This window comes from Acinetobacter sp. CAU_H_29a_1 (assembly GCF_058599505.1).
Window position 1 is genome coordinate 766,867 of sequence record NZ_CM178655.1, and the last position, 17,834, is coordinate 784,700.

Genomic DNA, 17,834 nt, shown 5'->3' on the forward strand with positions numbered 1-17,834 from the left:
TAAGGATGACTGAGATCAATGCCAAATTGGATGGTGAGTTGGATGACTTAGCATTTGATCGGGAACATATTTGGCATCCTTATACCTCGATGACCAATCCGCTCCCCACCTTTAAAGTTAAAAAAGCCTTTGGCTCAACCATTGAACTAGAGGATGGTCGTCAGCTGATTGATGGAATGTCTTCGTGGTGGTGCACCATACACGGCTATAACCATCCTGAACTGAATCAGGCCGTGACAGACCAACTGCAAAACATGTCACATATTATGTTTGGTGGCTTTAGCCATGATCCCGCCATTCAACTGGGCAAATTACTGTTGCAAATCACCCCGCCAAGTTTAGATAAAATTTTCTATGCAGACTCGGGTTCTGTTGCGGTTGAAGTGGCGTTAAAAATGGCAGTTCAGTATTGGACTTCGCTTGGGAAACAAGACAAAACCAATTTTGTCACCCCGCGTTCGGGCTACCACGGTGACACGTGGAATGCGATGTCGGTCTGTGACCCTGTCACAGGGATGCATCAAATTTTTGGCTCAAGCTTACCCAATCGTATTTTTGTTCCTGCACCGCAAGTTGCCTTTGATGCAGCATGGGATCAGAAGGACATTTGTGAGCTTGAAAACACCTTAGCTGCACAGCATGAAAGTATCGCCGCGCTGATTGTTGAGCCGATTGTTCAGGGTGCAGGAGGGATGCGTTTTTATCATCCTGAGTATTTACGACAGGCCAAATTGCTCTGTGAAAAATATGGTGTTTTACTGATTTTTGATGAAATTGCGACTGGTTTTGGGCGTACGGGGAAACTCTTTGCTTGGGAGCATGCACAGGTCGAACCTGACATTATGTGTATGGGTAAAGGTTTGACAGGCGGCTATATGACTTTGTCTGCAACCTTAACCACGAAGCATATTGCTGAAACCATCAGTCGAGGCGAAGCGGGTGTGTTTATGCACGGCCCAACGTTTATGGCTAATCCCTTAGCGTGTGCGGTGGCGGCGAAAAGTACAGAACTCCTAATCTCAGGAGATTGGCAAAGCAATATTCAACGCATTGAAACACAACTTCGTACCGCTTTGCCCCCGTTGCAGTCACTTGAATATGTACACGAGGTTCGTGTATTGGGTGCCATCGGTGTGGTTGAGCTGACGTTTAATGTAGATATGAAGACCTTACAACAGGAGTTTGTCCGCCGTGGTATTTGGGTGCGACCATTTGGAAAACTGGTTTATGTGATGCCCCCTTATGTGATTACCTCACAGGAACTGAAGACCTTGCTTGAGCAATTGGTTGAAGTGGTGGTGCAGATGCAGGAGCCTGTTGTATGAGGCATGTAGAGCATTTTGCAGCGCAGTTGGATATCCTTAAACAGCAAGGCAATTTGCGCCGGTTTACGTCCAATGTGCAGCAAGGGCGGATGATTCGAATCAATGATCATGAGATGTTGAATTTGGCATCGAATGACTATCTAGGATTGGCTGCAAATATCGAATTACGAGAACAGTTTTTCGATGAAACACCAAATGCGCAGCGCTGGATGAGTTCAGCTTCTTCACGTTTATTAACGGGTAATTTTCCTGAATATGAACAGTTTGAGAGCAGTCTGAGTCAAGCTTTTCATGGTCGAGCGGCTTTGGTATTCAACAGCGGCTATCACATGAATATTGGTATTTTACCTGCGTTAGCGGACAGTAAAACCCTAATTCTGGCTGATAAATTAATTCATGCCAGCATGATTGATGGTATTCGTTTATCGACAGCGAAGTTGGTACGTTATCGGCATAATGACTTGGTACATTTAACCCAACTTTTGCAGAAGTATCATACCGATGATGCTTTTGAGCGAATCATTGTGGTGACCGAGTCCATTTTTAGTATGGATGGTGACGAAACCGATTTGGCTGAATTGGTCCGCATCAAAAAACAGTTTGAAAAAGTCATGCTCTATGTCGATGAAGCACATGGTATTGGTGTGCGTGGTGAGCAAGGTTTGGGCTGTGCCGAGCAATATCAAGTGATTGATGAGATCGACTTTTTGGTTGGTGCTTTGGGTAAGGCTATGGCTTCAATCGGCGGCTATCTGATTTGTCATCCTGTGATTCGAGACTATCTCATCAATACGATGCGCCCATTGATTTTTAGTACGGCACAACCGCCGATTTGCATGGCGTGGAGCAATTTTATCTTGCAAAAAGTCTTGCAGTTAAAGACCTCAAGACAGCATTTACACAGTATCAGTCAGACCTTGCAGCAAGCGGTTCAGGCCAAAGGTTTTGATTGTCCATCAACGTCTCAAATTATCCCTGTGATCATCGGTGATTCGAGCAAAACGGTGGAGAAGGCGAAAGTTTTGCAACAAGCAGGTTTTTATATTATGCCTGTACGACCGCCGACTGTGCCGCAGCATAGTTCTAGACTACGTATTTCCTTAACCGCTCAAGTTCGCCATACTGATTTAGATCAGTTGATTCAGTTGTTGTGAGTGAGTCGTGAAGAATTTAGAGATTGATAAAGCACAAGTCGCATTGCGCTTTGCTCAGGCAGGGCAAAGCTACAGTGAACATGCGGTTGTGCAAAAACAAATTGCACGCCAGCTTTTTAATTTAATCCAACGTTATGCTGTTAAATCGCAATTTGAGCGGGTGTTTGAAATTGGTTGTGGTTCAGGCAATTTAAGCCATCTTTTGCTGAAGGATTTCCAAATTCAGCACTATCTACTGAATGACTTATATGCTGAGGTGCAGCAGCACTTTCAGAGTTATTCAAATATAGACTGGTTATTAGGCGATATTGAACAGCTTGTTTTTCCAGCTCATTTAGAACTGATTGTATCGACCTCTGCACTGCAGTGGATGACAGATCTTGCTGCTGTTTTTCAGAAAGCGAATGACAGTCTGCTTCCACAAGGTCTATTTTGTTTTTCCACCTTTGGCGAGCGGAATTTACAAGAGATTAAGACTTTAACGGGGCAAGGTTTAGATTATGTAAACCTCGATCAACTACGGGAAAAATTGCAAAACCAAGGTTTTGATGTTCTGCATTTGTCTGAACAAATTGAGTACTTAGACTTTGCGACACCGAAACAGGTACTGCAACATTTAAAAGCCACAGGTGTCACGGCAACTGCATCGAGCTTTCGTTGGACCAAGCACTCCCTTGAACGCTTTTATCAAGATTATCAACAGTTTTCACAACTCGATACATCAGGACAGATTCATTATCGCCTGAGTTATCACCCTATTTATTGTATTGCACGGAGAATGCCATGACTGGATCAGTTTACTTTATCAGTGGAATCGATACAGGCATTGGGAAAACCTATACTACGGGCTACTTAGCCAAGCTTTGGAATGAACAAGGCCAAAAAACCATTACCCAAAAGCTAGTGCAAACGGGTAATGTGGATGTTTCTGAAGACATTGAACAGCACCGTAAAATTATGGGTATGGGTTGGTTTCCTGAAGATGACAGTAAGCTGACCATGCCTGAAATTTTTAGTTATCCTGCATCGCCACATTTAGCGACTAAAATTGATGGTCGTGAGATTGATTTTGCAAAAATCGAGCGTGCTACTCAGCAGCTGGCTGAAAAATATGAGGTGGTGTTGTTAGAAGGTGCGGGTGGTTTGATGGTGCCTTTAACCACGGATTTGCTCAGTATTGACTATATTGCAGCTAAGCAACTGCCTGTCATTTTGGTAAGTTCAGGGCGTTTGGGCAGTATTAACCATACCATTTTAAGTTTAGAAGCACTGAAAAACCGTGGTTTAGAGCTTTACGCTTTAGCCTATAACTTAAATGATGAGTCACAAGATGAACTCATTTCTAAAGATACTGCGACCTATTTAAAAGCTTATTTGGCGACACATTTTCCGCAAGCCTTGTGGATGGACATCCCCGTATTGAAGTAATTCGCAGAGTCTCTAAAAAAATAAAAAAACCGCGAACAGCAAAAGCTGTCAGCGGTTTTTTTGACGGTTTTATTTATTGATTACTCACGACTCCAATTTTTTTCACATCAAGGCGTTGGGCTGCGGCCATGACCATCGCAATGTATTTATATTCCGTTGCGCGGTCAGCTTTGAGTTTAATTTGGTCTTGATCTGCTTTTTGAGCAACGGTTTGAAACAAGGCTTCGAGCGCTTGTTTGGACTCCACAGCGTGTTCATTCCAAAACATTTTGCCTTGAGCATCTAAGCGTAGTTCCACGATTTCAGGTGGTTTTTCCTGAACTGGTGGTGGTGTGCCATTCGGGAGGTTGATATTAATGGCGTTGTTTGGCAATGGAATCGTGATAATGAACATAATCAGTAATACCAACATGACATCAATCAAAGGCGTCATGTTGACATCAAGCATCACATCTTCATCATCTTGGTTGGAACCAACATTCATACCCATAGCTGAATCCTTCTTTGATTAAGGTGAAGAGGGCGGTGTGGTGACAAAGGCAATTTTGCCAATCCCCGCTTGCTGCGTGGTAGTAATGACTTGGTCAATCGCATCGTATGGCGTAAGTTGGTCACCACGAATGTGAACATCGGGCTGAGGTCTCTTTTGTGCCTCTGTCTGTAACCGAGTGAGTAATGTTGCTTTATCGGCAATGTAACTTTCATTCCAGAAAATATCGCCATTTTTATTGACTGCGAGTTGAATATTTTCAGGTTTGGTTTCATAAGGCACATTCCTTTCTTCAGGCAAATTGACTGGCACGGTATGAATCGCAACAGGCACTGTAATGAGGAAAATAATCAGTAAAACCAACATAATATCAACCAGAGGGGTGGTATTAATGGTTCCGATTACATCATCATCGCTGTCATTTGAATTTACCGTCATTCCCATGGCTGATTCCTCATGTTCTTATTTCATGTCACGGTTAACAGGATTGTTGGTGCTGATTTCACCACTTAACAACACCGCATGCAGGTCTGAACCGAAGGTACGAACTTCTTCCATCACGGCTTTATTCCGACGAGTTAACCAGTTGTAACCAAGCACTGCTGGAACAGCCACGGCTAAACCAATTGCAGTCATAATTAAGGCTTCACCCACAGGGCCTGCGACTTTATCAATAGATGCTTGACCCGATACCCCAATCGCGGTTAACGCATGGTAAATGCCCCAAACGGTACCGAATAAACCCACGAAAGGTGCGGTTGAACCTACAGTTGCAAGAAAAGCCAGCCCACCACTTAAATGGCTGTGAATTTTGTCGATGGCGCGTTGAATCGAGATAGTGACCCAAGTATTAAAGTCGATACGCTCTAATAATGTTCCACCATGATTTTTTGTGGATTTAATGCCTTTTTCAGCAATAAAGCGGTACACACTGGCATCATCTAAACCTTCAGTTGCACTATCGAGAGAGGTTGCTTCCCAAAAGTTTTTATCGGCATGTTGGCCTTGTTTGCGAATTTTGCCTTGCTGTAAGCACTTGGTGATGATGATGTACCATGTCCCAATCGACATAATCACCAAAATAAACAGTGTCACTTTAGACACCAGATCACCTTCTTTCCACATTGCTTCTAAGCCATAAGGGTTATGTACTTTTTCTGAAACAGTAGGTGCTTTTTCAGCTAAGGGTGGGGGAACAGGTGTTGCTGTTTTTTCAGTCGTGGCGGCTGGTGTAGTTAGTGCTGTAGTGGGCGCAGCGGTTTCCTCTGCAAAAACAGCTTGTAGAGGAAGTAATGTGCTCATTCCAAGTAGGCTTGCTGCGGTAAAGTTTTTTAATTTTTGCATTGTGTAACTCCTAATGTCGGCTGATCTTTTTCAATTATTCGAGAACAAATTCGTATGGGATGTCGAACCAAGCGCTTTGAGCTACGCCATCTTTCATTGCAGGTTTAAATGTGCACAAGCTATACGCTTTCGTTGCAGCACGGTCTAAAGTACGGTCACCTGTAGAACGCTTTACTTTGACTTCTTGGGCTTTACCATTGGTATCGACAAAGACCGAAATCAGTACGGTGCCTGAAATACCACTCATCTCTGCTTCGCGTGGATAGCTTGGTGCTTTACATCCAGCTTCACCTTCCGATACTCCACGTGTAACACCTGTGGGTTTGGGTGCAGGTGATGGAGCAGCGGCAGTCGGTGTTGGGGTTGGAGATGGGCTTGGAGAAGGCGATGATGCAACTGGCGTCGGCGTGCTTATCGTCGGTTTAGTGACGGGTGTAGCAACTGTTTTTTGCACTGGGACTACTTTTTCTACAGGTTTAGGGTCAGGCTGCTGCGCTACTTTTTTCACCATTTTTGGTGGCTCTGGTGGAACTTCTTTAGGTGGTTCAGGCTCAGGCGGCTTGATATCTTGCAGAATGACCAATTCCACAGGTTCGGTTGAGGGTTTGACAATATCTTTTGCCAAGCCCGCCATTAGCACCAAGCCAACAAGAACATGTAAGAAAATCACAACGCCAATACCTGTGAGTTTTTTGGCGGAGTTTTTTTCTAAATCTTCAAATGTAGTGCCCATAGTTACTCCTAAAATGTAATCTTTGATCCGTACATAACTCTAGAAATGAAGTTGCTAAATTGTGATCAAAACAATAATAATTTTCTAAATTAAAGAGTTAGTTTGAGCCACTACAACAGAGGGAAAACCATGTTGTAGTGGTAAGGATGTATTAGAATTTATAGGTACCACGAGCGAAGTAGGTACGTCCTACTGCATCTGCATAACGTGGGTCGTATCCCATTTGGAAGTTATCTAGTACATTTGACGCTGGTGGTTCAGCATCAAACATATTCTTGAGCCCCATGGTGAGCTCTAAATTTTTAAAACCTTTATAAGTACCAGATAAGTTGTAGGTTATGTAATCGCTTACTTTGTGGTCTTGGCCGCCTGAGTTTTGATCTGTGTAGCCTTTAGAGAAATTTTGTTGTAAGTTTATTGCCCAATTTTCATAGCGCCAGTCTAAATTGGCGGTATGTTTCCAGCGTAAAACAATTGCTTGATAATCTAAGCCAGCGTAACTACCTGCTACGCCAATCCAAGGCATACCTTTGTTTTCTTGGTATTGGTAATCTGTTACATAAGTGCCATCAATACTCGCTCCAAACTGTCCAGTAGTTGTCATTGGAGAACGCCAAGCGATACCTGCATCAAAACCAGAAGTTTTAATACCACCTAAGTTTTGATTCGTTGTATTGATATAGTTGAGAGAACCATCAGCATTGCGGATAAATTTATCCGCATATTTTACTGGGTCAGCAAAAATGGCCGTCTCAGAAATAGTTGTGATTTGATTCTTCACTTTGATATCGAAATAATCTAAGGTAAATACAAGATTTTTAATAGGTTCAAAGACGATGCCAGCAGTAAATGAGTCAGACTTTTCTGGTTCAAGGTCTTTATTACCACCATTCTGACGATCAAACTGCATACCGCAATCACGTGCTGGTAGCGATCCTGTCGCAGGTACGCCTCCAGGGCAAAGTACAGGGTCATTGTAAGTTGCTGCTGTATTAGTTACCGATTTTGGTGAATACATTTCTTGTAAGGTTGGTGCTCTAAATCCTTTTGTATAGCTTGTTCGGAACATTAATTGTTTAAGTGGTTCCCAACGAAGAGAAAATTTTGGATTGAATGCGTCACCAAAATCGCTGTAATCATCGTATCGGGCTGCAAGTTGAGCCTCTAAAGTTTTATGCAAAGGAATGTGTAATTCGGTGAAAACAGCTTTAATATTGCGCGAACCTTCATTGACAGGTTCTGTGGGATCTACGCCTGTGCTTGGGGCAACACTTGCAATTTCTGCAAGCGTTTTTGATTGCCAATCATCACGGCGATAGCTTGCGCCGATAGCAAATCCTACGTCACCTGCTGGTAAAGTATAAATTGGGCGGCTTGCGGTAAAGTCGACAGTGGTTGAATCTAATTTGGCATCTAAATATTGCCCTGTAACACTTAAATCACTCCATACATTGCCATCTACCTCGCTTTGTGCACCAAAGGGATTGAGTGTGCCATTCAATAATGCCGCAGCTGTTTTATCATAATTGAGATAACCGCTTAAAATATTATCGGCTGCGTTGCTACGGGCATAGGTTACGCCGGTGTTAATATCCCAGCCATATGCATCCCCTTCTAGGCCTGCAAATATACGATGTGAATCATTCACACTACTACTAACTCGGTTACCAGCTTGAGAACGAAGATATAACTCAAGAGGGCCGCTGACATTATCCATTGCAGGCGTAATTCCTTTGCCAGGATAATATTTACTAGATGGATTCATGGGTAAGTCAAAGAACACGTCTGGAGCAACTGATGTCGTGACTTCACTTCGCGCGTAGACGTACTCACCAATTGCATTAAAATTATCATTAATTTTTGTAGTGATACGCCCCATTACAGATATGTCTTCTGTTTGAGGGATGATACCAATAACAGCCTGACTGTTATAACGACAAGTTAAACCATCATTACTGAAGACGAGAGGGCTATTACCGCAACCTGTTTTTGCATAAGGGTTACCAAATGTACCCGTTGCTGTATCATATAAATTAGCTGGAAATGATCCGCTACTGGTTCTATTAACCCCTAACTCGGGTAAGACACCACCGCGACGGCTGGCTTTACGATCTTGCGCCATGATATCTTCGCCGCGACGATAATCAATTACCCCAAAAGCATTAAAACCATTTTCTTCTAAATCACCAAAGCCTCCAAAAATTGAATAACTTTGTTGTTCTCCACCTTTTTCTTCAGGCTTTTGATAGTCGGCACTAAAATTTAAGCCATTGAACTGTTTTTTGGTAATAAAGTTGACTACGCCTCCAATGGCATCTGTTCCGTAGACAGCAGAAGCACCGTCCCTTAAAACCTCAATGCGATCAAGCATAGCAAGTGGAATGATATTTAAGTTTGTGACACCACTATCATAAGCATTCGCTGCTAAACGCCGACCATTGAGTAAAACCAATGTTTTATTTGCACCTAATCCTCTTAAATTTGCTGATGAACCCTGTGTCCTGCTTGTACCAACATTTGAAGCGGTTACAAAGTTTGATTGGTTGGCAGTGATTTTAGATAAAGCTTCTTCAGTGGTAGTAACGCCTTGTTTGAGAATTTCATCGACTTTAATGACCGTAATGGGTGAAGAACTTTGAGCTGCAACTCCTTTGATAGAGGAGCCAGTGACAGTCACTTTAGCAACTTTTTTAGTTGGTTCTGCTGAGACTGAGCTTTCGGTTTCTTCTGCATGAGCTAAAGACAAACACATCATACTTAAAGTCAGGGTACTTAGTTTAAGTATTGATTTGCTGATGGTTGGGGTCCCCATAGATCGAACAAATTTGTTTTTTTGCATCGTAAATTCAACCCTTCTTTTTCTATATTTAGCGGTATTGCTGTGCTGAGGGAGTGCAAGGCAAATGCCAACTTTCAGGGATAGACAAAAGACTGTGAATTAAGTTATTGGAAAATATTGTTTTATTTTATTATTTGTATGGATTTATGTAACTTGTTTTCATTTTTCTAGAATTTAAAAAATTAAAATAGCAAAAAATTACTTATAAATCGATTAAAAAATAATCATAAAATGATTATTCATATAATAAGTGATCAAAAATGAGTCGTGATTTTTTGAATTTTTAATACAAAATCTTATTTGTAATTATACTGAAATATTAATATTTATCTTTAATAAATAAATACTTGTGATGTTTTATTTGGTTTTTTGTATTTCTTGAGATGTTCGAATTTGAATCATTGGTGTATTAAATCTGTGCAATAGTTTATTTAAACCTAATGTTTAAAAATAGCTACTAATTGGCAAAATGTTCCGATGTGAGTTGAGCCTCTGATTTATAACTAATTAATATCCATATATTTTTCTTACAAAATGTTAAATTAGAATGATAAAAAAATAGGCGTGGCATGATATTCGCTTTGTTGCTGAGGTGAATATTTGCCCATGACCGTTTTTTAAATTTTGATAATTAAAATTTAATTTATAAAACATGGGTTTATGTTTTAAGTTTTTGTCAGTGTGGTCTGAAAAATAAAACACTGACATTGAACATGGATGGCGTGAGATCACCTTGCTTAAAAAAAAGATGTGTAAAGGTATGAACTTGAATTCAAAAAAACTGAAGCTTGCTGCTTTATCCCTTGCGATGGGTTTTGGCTTTTCTGCCTATGCAAAGTCGCCTGCAGATCCAAACAAAGTATTAAATATCGCTTATGAAGCGCCTGATGATGGTTTTGATACGGTTAAAACCTATAATTTTTATAGTGGTAGTATTGCCCAAGCCATTTTTGAACCACTTTTAAAATACGATTATTTGGCACGCCCCGCTCAATTGGTTCCAAACACAGCAGTGTCGATGCCAAAAATAGAACAAGAGGGCAAAGTCTATATCTTTAAAATTCAGCCCAATATTTATTTTAGTGATGACGCGGCTTTCAAAGGCAAGCCGCGGGAGTTGGTCGCGCAGGATTATATTTATTCCATGATGCGGATTATGGATCCGAAAAATCGCTCACCGACCTATTCATTTATTGAGGGCAAAATTGTCGGTGGCGATGCTGCTGTTGCTCAAGCCAAGAAAACAGGCCAGTTTAATTATGATGCCGCGATTCCGGGTTTAAAAGCCCTCGATAAATACACACTACAAATCACATTAATTCGTCCTGACTATAATTTTCCCTATATCTTAGCTTACGCCACATTTAGTGGAACAGCGCGGGAAGTGGTGGAGTTTTATGGGGACCGAATCGCGCAGCATCCCGTGGGGACAGGGCCTTATCAACTGAGTAAATATGTACCGCGGAGTCGTATTGAACTGGTGGCCAACCCGAAATATCGTGGTTTTACATGGAATTTTAAATCTACAGGTTCGAGTTGGGACAACCGTCTGGTCAAGGAGATGCAAGGCAAAAAAATGCCGCAAATCGGCAAAGTCAGCGTCAGTATTATTGAAGAAGAACAGTCTCGCTGGCTCGCGTTCAAATCGGGGCAACTCGACTTTGACAAACTGACTTCCAATGCGGTACCACAGGCTTTAAATGGTAAGCAACTCAAACCTGAACTGGTCAAGCAAGGCATTCAACATTTCCCCAATAAAGACGCTGAAATCACCTATACCATGTTTAATATGCAAGACCCTACAGTGGGCGGTTTTGGGCTTGAAAAAGTTGCATTAAGACGTGCGATTAGTCTGGCTTATAACCAAGCAGAAGCCATTAAACAACTGTATAAAGGACAGGCGGTGAAGTCGGAGATGTTGGTGCCTGAGGGGGTACAAGGCTTTAATCCGAATTATCGGAGTAGCGTGGCCTATAACCCGCTCTTGGCGAATAAATTACTGGATCGTTTCGGTTATAAAAAGGGGGGAGATGGTTACCGTCGGCTACCGAATGGTCAGCCTCTAACGCTTAAGTTTATGACTGAAAACAGTTCCAGTTCCGTGATTCAATCTGAACTGTGGAAGAAAAATTTAGATGCGATTGGTCTGCGTGCCGACTTTGTGGTGAGTAACTTTGCTGACAATTTAAAAGCAGCGATGCAATGTAAATATATGATTTGGGGTGGGGCTTGGATTGCAGACTATCCTGAAGGGGAAAACTTTGCCCAACTGCTGTATGGGCCCAATTCGGCTCAGGGCAATCTCAGTTGCTACCAGTCCAAAGCCTATGATGCACTTTATACACAGGCTATGGCCTTACCACCGCCTCAGCGTTTGCCATTTTATGAAAAACTCAGTCGTCAAATTGAGGCCGATAATCCATGGATTATTCATAACAGTCGTATTCGAAATTGGTTGTTACATCCACAAGTTCAGGGTTTTAAAGCACATCCGATGATGAACACCAACTGGCAATATCTTGATATTCAGCCCATAAAAAAATAATTGAGATGTAGAACATAATGAGAGATCTAAATCAGACATTGAAACGATGGGGTTTGGGAATTTTGGCAGGCAGCATTCTGCTGAGCAGTTCAGTTTCCAGTTTTGCACAAAGCCCTGCCGACCCGAAAAAAGTTTTACGTTATGTTTTTCCTGTGGCTGAAACAGGCTTTGACCCTGCGGGCGTGCATGACTTGTACTCGGCTCATGTTAATGGATCGATTTTTGAAACGTTGTTTACCTATGATTATTTGGCCTCACCTGCGAAATTGGTACCACGAACAGCTGCGGCTTTACCCGAGGTGAGCCCGGATGGATTGACCTATACCATTCGTTTGCAAAAGGGGATTTATTTTGCTGCAGACCCAGTGTTTAAAGGTAAAAAGCGTGAGCTGACTTCGGCTGATTATGTGTATACCTTTAAACGCTTACTGGATCCGAGCTTGCGTTCACCCAACAGTTGGCTGCTCGATGGGCGAATCTTAGGGATGGAGGCTTTGCTGAAACAGGCGCAGAAAACGGGGAAATTCAATTACGACCAATCTGTCGCAGGCTTGCAAACACCAGACCGTTATACCTTGGTTATTCGCCTGACCAGCCCTGATCAGAACTTTCCAATGTTGCTAGCACATCAGCCTGCGGGTGCAGTTGCACGGGAAGTCATCGAAAAATATCGTGACAAAGCGGGTTTTGTGATGGGGCATCCAATAGGCACTGGGCCGTATATGCTCAGCCGTTGGACGCCAGGTTCGCGGATTATTTTAAAGGCCAATCCTGATTTCCGAAGTTTTGTTTGGAACTTTAAGGCCAGTACGCCTGATGACCAAAAGATTGTCAAAGCCATGCAAGGCAAAAAGATGCCGCAAATTGGCGTGATTGATATTCAGGTGATGGAAGAAGGCCAGTCGCGATGGTTGTCCTTTATTAAAGATGAAGTGGATTTGTTTGCCTTAGATGGTGAGCTGACGGTTCAAGCCTTGCAAGATGGAAAACTAAAACCGGAATTGGTTAAGAAAGGCGTACAGCTGTCACGAATCACCGATCCCTCGATTGACTATCATTATTGGAATATGCAAAACCCAATAGTCGGCGGCTTAAGTAAAGATAAAATTGCCCTGCGCCGTGCTATGGCAATGGCTTTTTCAGCCGATAATTACATCAATATTTTACAAAAAGGCGATGCGCAAAAACTGCAAGCACCGATTCCAAGTGGTGTGGTGGGCTACGATCCCAATTATCGAAGCAGTATTCCTTACTCAGTCAAAGCGGCAAATTTATTGTTAGATCGTTATCACTATAAAGTAGCTGCGGATGGTTGGCGTACTCAGCCGAATGGGAAACCTTTGGTGATTGAGATGACGCTTTCGGGCAATAATTTACGCAGTCAGCAACAGGCCGAGTTTTGGAAGAAAACCTTAGACAGTATCAAAATTAAAATGACCACCAAGTCGATGCCTTTTGCTGAGGCTTTGAAATTAGAAAAACAATGTAAAACCATGTTTAAAGCATCAGCATGGATTGCAGACTACCCAGATGCAGATAACTTTATGCAGTTGTTTTATGGCAAAAACATCAAGATCACCAACAATGGCTGCGTCAAAATTCCTGAATATGACCGCCTATATGAACAAGCCCAAAAGATGACACCAAGCCCAGAGCGCGATGCAATCTACGCCAAAATGTCACGCCTGCTGGAAGTGTATATGCCTGTGCAGGTGATTGGGGCGCGTTACCGCAATATCTTGGCACAACCGCGTGTGATTGGTTTTAAAAAGCATCCCATACTGCCCGCAGAGTGGATGTATATCGATATTGATTTGAAAAAATAGAAATTAAACAAAACTGGAGTCATGATGAAAAAGCAACATTTTAAATTCACTGCATTGTGCATGTTGGGCCTAGGGATGAGTCAGATGGCTTTGGCGGAAACAGCACCGCGCCAAACATTACCCAGCTTTCAAGCTAAAGACATCCCTGCAATCTGTAATGCCAAAATTGCGGATGTGAAAAAGCAACTTAAAACGTTTGAAAATAAGCCCCTTAAAAACGAAACGACAGCAGCGCCCGTATTGGCTGAATGGGATCGTATTTTTGCATCATTTGAAGACTTTTATGGCCCGATTGGTCTGTATAGCAATGTTGACCCTGATGAAGCACTGCGTAAAGCGGCTGAAGACTGTGAAATTAAAATTAGCCAATTCCAAACCGATGTGTATCAGAATCCAAAGCTATATCAACAAATTAAGAAAATAAAAATTGCTGATCCGATTGAAGCCAAGTTCCGTGAAGATATTTTGGAGGGCTTTGAAAAAACAGGGATACAGCTTTCAGCGGATAAACAAGCACGCTTAAAAGCGATTTTTGATGAACTGGCAAAAATTGAACAAGAGTATGCGCGTAATGTTCGTGATAATCCTGAAAAACTCGAATTTAGCCCTGATGAGCTAAAAGGCCTGCCACAAAGTTATATCGACGGCTTAAAGAAAAATGACAAGGGTAATTATCTGTTAGGGTTTGAGTATCCCGATTATCGTCCGTTTATGGAGTTGGCAGATAACGATGAAGCACGTAAGCGTTATCAAATTGCATTTACCCGACGTGGCGGTGAGAAAAATTTAGCGCTGCTGAAGCAAGCCATGGACCTACGTTATGAGTTAGCACAACTGTTTGGTAAGTCCAGTTATGCCGAGTGGGTATTGCAAAGTCGTATGGTGAAAAACCCTGAAACCGTGAATAAATTCTTGGCAGATGTACATGCTACCGTAGCTCCCCTAGAGAAAAAGGAAGTCCAAACTCTACGTGAGTTTAAAGCGCAAAGTTTAAATATTCCTGTTGAGCAAGCCCGTATTGAGCGTTGGAGCGAAGCATATTGGAGTGAAAAATTACGCAAAGCCAAGTATCAGGTCGACCAAGAACAGCTACGTCAATACTTCCCAACGCAAGCCTCTCAAGACTGGCTATTTGCCATTTCTGAAAACCTGTATGGCATCAAGTTTAAGCCTGCCAAAGTCGAGGTTTGGCAAGATGAAGTGGAATATTACGATGTGACCGATGCCAAAACTGGGCAACTGCTCGGCGGCTTATATATGGATAAATTTCCACGTAAAGGTAAATATGGACATGCTGCTGTGTGGGGTGTTTATGGCGGGAGTAGCTTAACTGGGCGCAAACCGATTTCAGCACTGGTGACTAACTTTAACCGCAATGGTTTAAATAGTGATGAGTTAGAAACTTTTGTACATGAGTTTGGTCATGCGTTGCATGGCATTTTATCCAACACACGCTTTTCATCTCAGTCAGGAACTTCGGTTGAACGGGACTTTGTCGAAGCGCCGTCACAAATGTATGAAGAATGGGCGCGACGTAAAGAGACTTTGTCAAAGGTGGCAGACTACTGCAAACCTGACTGCCCACGCGTGGATGATGCGCTGATTACGAAACTCAATGCCGTGCATAGTTATGGGCGTGGTTTGCATTATGCTCGTCAGACGTTGTATGCGCAGTATGACATGGCGCTACATGGCAGTGATGCACGAGAGGTTCAGCCCTTAAAGGTTTGGGAAAAAATGGAAGGCGCAACGGCCTTGGGTTATGTTCCAACCACCGAGTTTCCGGGGCAGTTTGGTCACATCATGGGCGGTTATCAAGTCGGGTATTACGGCTATATGTGGTCAGAAGTGATGGCATTGGACATGCTTTCAGCCTTTGGTGATAACTTAAATAACCCTGAAGTGGGACAGCACTATCGTCAAACGATTTTGTCCCAAGGTGGTCAAAAACCTGCCAAAGCATTGGTCAAAGACTTTTTGGGTCGTGAGCCTGATAACAAAGCCTTTTTCGATGAAATTACCGGTCAACGGGTGAAATAAGGGGCATTTTTATGCTGGCATATATTATTCGTCGAATTTGGCAAATGATCCCGACCATGCTTGGGGTGGTGTTGCTGATTTTCTTCTTGTTTAATTGGGTCGGTGGCGACCCTGCCTATATTTTGGCAGGGAAAATGTCGAACCCTGAACAGATTGAAAATATCCGACAACAGCTTGGGGTCGATCAGCCCTATTATGTGCAATTGTGGATCTTCATTAAGCAGATTTTGACATTTGATTATGGGCTAAGTTGGAGTACAGGGGAGTCAGTATCGCAAATCATTATGACACGACTCGGGCCTTCGCTGACTTTGCTCATTCCACTGACGATCTTACAAACCATCATTTCTATTGTGTTGGCTTTGGCGGTAGCAGCGGTGCGCGGCAGTTTAACGGATCGTATGGTGATGATGATGTGTACCATCGGTATGTCGATCAGTATCTTGGTGTATATCATTGTTTTTCAGTATGTCTTTGCCTATCAGCTGAGCTGGTTTCCAGTCCAAGGCTGGAGCGATAGCTTTAGCGAGAACCTGTTTAAGTATGCTTTATTGCCTATTCTGATCATGTTGGTGGTCAGTATTGCCCCGACTTTAAGGTTGTATCGTAGTTTTGTTTTGGATGAAGTCAATCAAGACTATGTTCGTACTGCACGTGCCAAAGGGATTGGCGAACGGCGCATTTTAGGTGTGCATGTGCTACGTAATGCCTCGATTCCAATTATTACAGACGTGATGGCAAGTTTACCTGCTTTGCTGATTGGTGCATTTTTGATTGAGCGTTTCTTTGGTATTCCGGGCATTGGTCGTGAAGTGATTATTGCAGTAGAGCGTAGTGATTTTCCTGTGATTAAAGCCATTACTGTGTACGTTGCTTTCGCAACGATGTTTTTCAACTTGATTGCCGATTTGATTTATAAATGGGTCGATCCACGTGTACAGTTGAAGTAGGTGAATTATGCTCAGTGTTCTCACTAAAAGAAAACCAGATACTGCTGAACCTACAACAGCATCTACAGGGCTATGGCAACTCGCCATGCGCCGTTTAAAACGCGATCGAATCGCCATGTTTTCTCTCCTAATCGTACTGTTTTATTTTGTACTTTTAATTTTGTCATCGACTGGCTTAATTGCAAAAAACTGGAACAAAGAAGTCGCTGTAAGTTATGCACCGCCTACGTTTATCGGGGCAGCTGCAGTGCCACTCCCGCAAAACGAAGCGCAAAAAATTGAAGAGATTGTTCCTGAAAATCCTGTTGATCCTTTAAAAGATGTGATTCGTGAGCTCAATGCAGAAATTGCTGCTGAACAGGGTGTAGCTGGTGCTATTGATTACTATGGGGTTGTTGATCCTTTAGCCGAAGATATGAAAGCGATTGACCAAGCGCTGGATAGTCATTTACTAGATCAACAAGCGGAACTCAAGCAAAGCCTGATTTTAGGTGCCGACAAATGGGGACAAAGTGTTTTACTGAAAACCATTAAAGGTGCAGAAACATCAATTATTGTTGGCTTAGTCGCAGCTTTTCTTGCTGTCGTGATTGGCACGGTTTTAGGTGCCATTTCGGGCTACTTTGGCGGCTGGGTCGATGATGTCTTGAACTGGTTTTATAACATTTTTACCTCGATTCCTTATCTGCTCTTGGTTTTAGCGATTGCCGCAGTATTGCAACAAAAAGGTGTTTTATCCATTGTTTTGATTTTGGGTTTAACGGGGTGGACAGGGGTATATCGTTTAATTCGTGCAGAATATATGAAGCATACTTCGCGGGAATATGTGCTGGCTGCAAAAGCGATTGGGGTGAGTCATAGCCGACGCATCTTTGTGCATATATTTCCCAATGTCAGTCATATTGCGCTGGTTCAAATGTCAATATTGGTGGTGGCCTTTATTAAGTCAGAAGTGATTTTGAGCTTCTTAGGTTTTGGTGTCCCTGTCGGTGTGGTGTCATGGGGCAGCATGTTGAATGAAGCACAAAGTGAGTTGATTTTAGGCAAGTGGTGGCAGTTAGCGGCCGCTTCTGTGGCGATGGCTATTCTGGTCACTGCATTTTCAATGTTTACCGATGCACTGCGAGATGCATTAGACCCAAAACTGAAATAGGAGCATG

At 42.6% G+C, this 17,834-nt stretch carries 14 protein-coding genes; 9 read left to right on the plus strand and 5 right to left on the minus strand.

Features of this window, described 5'->3' with window-relative positions; translation table 11 throughout:
- Positions 1-5 precede the first annotated feature (5 nt).
- From bioA to bioD, 4 genes are read left to right on the plus strand one after another with little or no spacing between them, the layout of a single operon-like run.
- A complete protein-coding gene (bioA, locus tag AC4MDD_RS03885) occupies positions 6-1,325 on the plus strand; it encodes an adenosylmethionine--8-amino-7-oxononanoate transaminase (RefSeq protein WP_491882325.1) in 1,320 nt (439 codons plus the stop codon).
- Positions 1,322-2,479: an 8-amino-7-oxononanoate synthase gene (locus tag AC4MDD_RS03890; protein ID WP_491882326.1), complete on the plus strand. Its 1,158-nt coding sequence runs from the start codon at positions 1,322-1,324 to the stop codon at positions 2,477-2,479. Before bioA ends, AC4MDD_RS03890 begins: the two co-directional genes overlap by 4 nt.
- A gap of 7 nt (positions 2,480-2,486) precedes the next feature.
- On the plus strand, positions 2,487-3,266 hold the full coding sequence (gene bioC / locus AC4MDD_RS03895) for a malonyl-ACP O-methyltransferase BioC (RefSeq protein WP_491882327.1): 780 nt from the start codon (positions 2,487-2,489) through the stop codon (positions 3,264-3,266).
- A complete protein-coding gene (gene bioD / locus AC4MDD_RS03900) occupies positions 3,263-3,907 on the plus strand; it encodes a dethiobiotin synthase (RefSeq protein ID WP_491882328.1) in 645 nt (214 codons plus the stop codon). The genes bioC and bioD overlap by 4 nt, the downstream gene beginning before the upstream one ends.
- Before the next feature lie 73 nt (positions 3,908-3,980).
- On the opposite strand, the gene AC4MDD_RS03905 is transcribed toward bioD, so the two are convergent.
- The 5 genes from AC4MDD_RS03905 to AC4MDD_RS03925 form a co-directional block, all read right to left on the minus strand.
- Positions 3,981-4,397, minus strand: coding sequence for an ExbD/TolR family protein (locus tag AC4MDD_RS03905; RefSeq protein WP_062034043.1), 417 nt, complete (start codon positions 4,395-4,397; stop codon positions 3,981-3,983).
- Between the two features lie 18 nt (positions 4,398-4,415).
- A complete protein-coding gene (locus AC4MDD_RS03910) occupies positions 4,416-4,841 on the minus strand; it encodes an ExbD/TolR family protein (RefSeq protein WP_325087543.1) in 426 nt (141 codons plus the stop codon).
- Positions 4,842-4,859: 18 nt separating this feature from the next.
- On the minus strand, positions 4,860-5,741 hold the full coding sequence (locus AC4MDD_RS03915) for a MotA/TolQ/ExbB proton channel family protein (protein ID WP_078389254.1): 882 nt from the start codon (positions 5,739-5,741) through the stop codon (positions 4,860-4,862).
- Between the two features lie 34 nt (positions 5,742-5,775).
- Complete coding sequence (locus AC4MDD_RS03920; protein ID WP_491882329.1) at positions 5,776-6,474, minus strand: energy transducer TonB; 699 nt, start codon at positions 6,472-6,474, stop codon at positions 5,776-5,778.
- Between the two features lie 151 nt (positions 6,475-6,625).
- Positions 6,626-9,313 (minus strand): TonB-dependent receptor, encoded by a 2,688-nt coding sequence (locus tag AC4MDD_RS03925; RefSeq protein ID WP_491882330.1) that lies wholly within the window; start codon positions 9,311-9,313, stop codon positions 6,626-6,628.
- Between the two features lie 748 nt (positions 9,314-10,061).
- Here AC4MDD_RS03925 and AC4MDD_RS03930 point away from each other — a divergent pair.
- From AC4MDD_RS03930 to AC4MDD_RS03950, 5 genes are read left to right on the plus strand one after another with little or no spacing between them, the layout of a single operon-like run.
- On the plus strand, positions 10,062-11,858 hold the full coding sequence (locus tag AC4MDD_RS03930; protein ID WP_491882592.1) for an ABC transporter substrate-binding protein: 1,797 nt from the start codon (positions 10,062-10,064) through the stop codon (positions 11,856-11,858).
- Positions 11,859-11,875: 17 nt separating this feature from the next.
- On the plus strand, positions 11,876-13,684 hold the full coding sequence (locus AC4MDD_RS03935) for an ABC transporter substrate-binding protein (RefSeq protein ID WP_491882331.1): 1,809 nt from the start codon (positions 11,876-11,878) through the stop codon (positions 13,682-13,684).
- A 24-nt stretch (positions 13,685-13,708) separates the two neighbouring features.
- A complete protein-coding gene (locus AC4MDD_RS03940; RefSeq protein ID WP_491882593.1) occupies positions 13,709-15,724 on the plus strand; it encodes a M3 family metallopeptidase in 2,016 nt (671 codons plus the stop codon).
- A gap of 11 nt (positions 15,725-15,735) precedes the next feature.
- Complete coding sequence (locus tag AC4MDD_RS03945) at positions 15,736-16,674, plus strand: ABC transporter permease (protein WP_491882332.1); 939 nt, start codon at positions 15,736-15,738, stop codon at positions 16,672-16,674.
- Between the two features lie 7 nt (positions 16,675-16,681).
- A complete protein-coding gene (locus AC4MDD_RS03950) occupies positions 16,682-17,827 on the plus strand; it encodes an ABC transporter permease (RefSeq protein WP_491882333.1) in 1,146 nt (381 codons plus the stop codon).
- Positions 17,828-17,834: the final 7 nt, after the last annotated feature.

Bases quoted from the DNA above. Each gene is read 5' to 3' on its own strand.
- AC4MDD_RS03940 (WP_491882593.1), top strand. From the start codon at position 13,709: ATGAAAAAGCAACATTTTAAATTCACTGCATTGTGCATGTTGGGCCTA.
- AC4MDD_RS03950 (WP_491882333.1), top strand. From the start codon at position 16,682: ATGCTCAGTGTTCTCACTAAAAGAAAACCAGATACTGCTGAACCTACA.
- AC4MDD_RS03945 (WP_491882332.1), top strand. From the start codon at position 15,736: ATGCTGGCATATATTATTCGTCGAATTTGGCAAATGATCCCGACCATG.
- AC4MDD_RS03890 (WP_491882326.1), top strand. From the start codon at position 1,322: ATGAGGCATGTAGAGCATTTTGCAGCGCAGTTGGATATCCTTAAACAG.
- AC4MDD_RS03935 (WP_491882331.1), top strand. From the start codon at position 11,876: ATGAGAGATCTAAATCAGACATTGAAACGATGGGGTTTGGGAATTTTG.
- bioD (WP_491882328.1), top strand. From the start codon at position 3,263: ATGACTGGATCAGTTTACTTTATCAGTGGAATCGATACAGGCATTGGG.
- AC4MDD_RS03905 (WP_062034043.1), bottom strand. From the start codon at position 4,397: ATGGGTATGAATGTTGGTTCCAACCAAGATGATGAAGATGTGATGCTT.
- AC4MDD_RS03910 (WP_325087543.1), bottom strand. From the start codon at position 4,841: ATGGGAATGACGGTAAATTCAAATGACAGCGATGATGATGTAATCGGA.
- AC4MDD_RS03925 (WP_491882330.1), bottom strand. From the start codon at position 9,313: ATGCAAAAAAACAAATTTGTTCGATCTATGGGGACCCCAACCATCAGC.
- AC4MDD_RS03915 (WP_078389254.1), bottom strand. From the start codon at position 5,741: ATGCAAAAATTAAAAAACTTTACCGCAGCAAGCCTACTTGGAATGAGC.
- AC4MDD_RS03920 (WP_491882329.1), bottom strand. From the start codon at position 6,474: ATGGGCACTACATTTGAAGATTTAGAAAAAAACTCCGCCAAAAAACTC.
- AC4MDD_RS03930 (WP_491882592.1), top strand. From the start codon at position 10,062: ATGTGTAAAGGTATGAACTTGAATTCAAAAAAACTGAAGCTTGCTGCT.
- bioA (WP_491882325.1), top strand. From the start codon at position 6: ATGACTGAGATCAATGCCAAATTGGATGGTGAGTTGGATGACTTAGCA.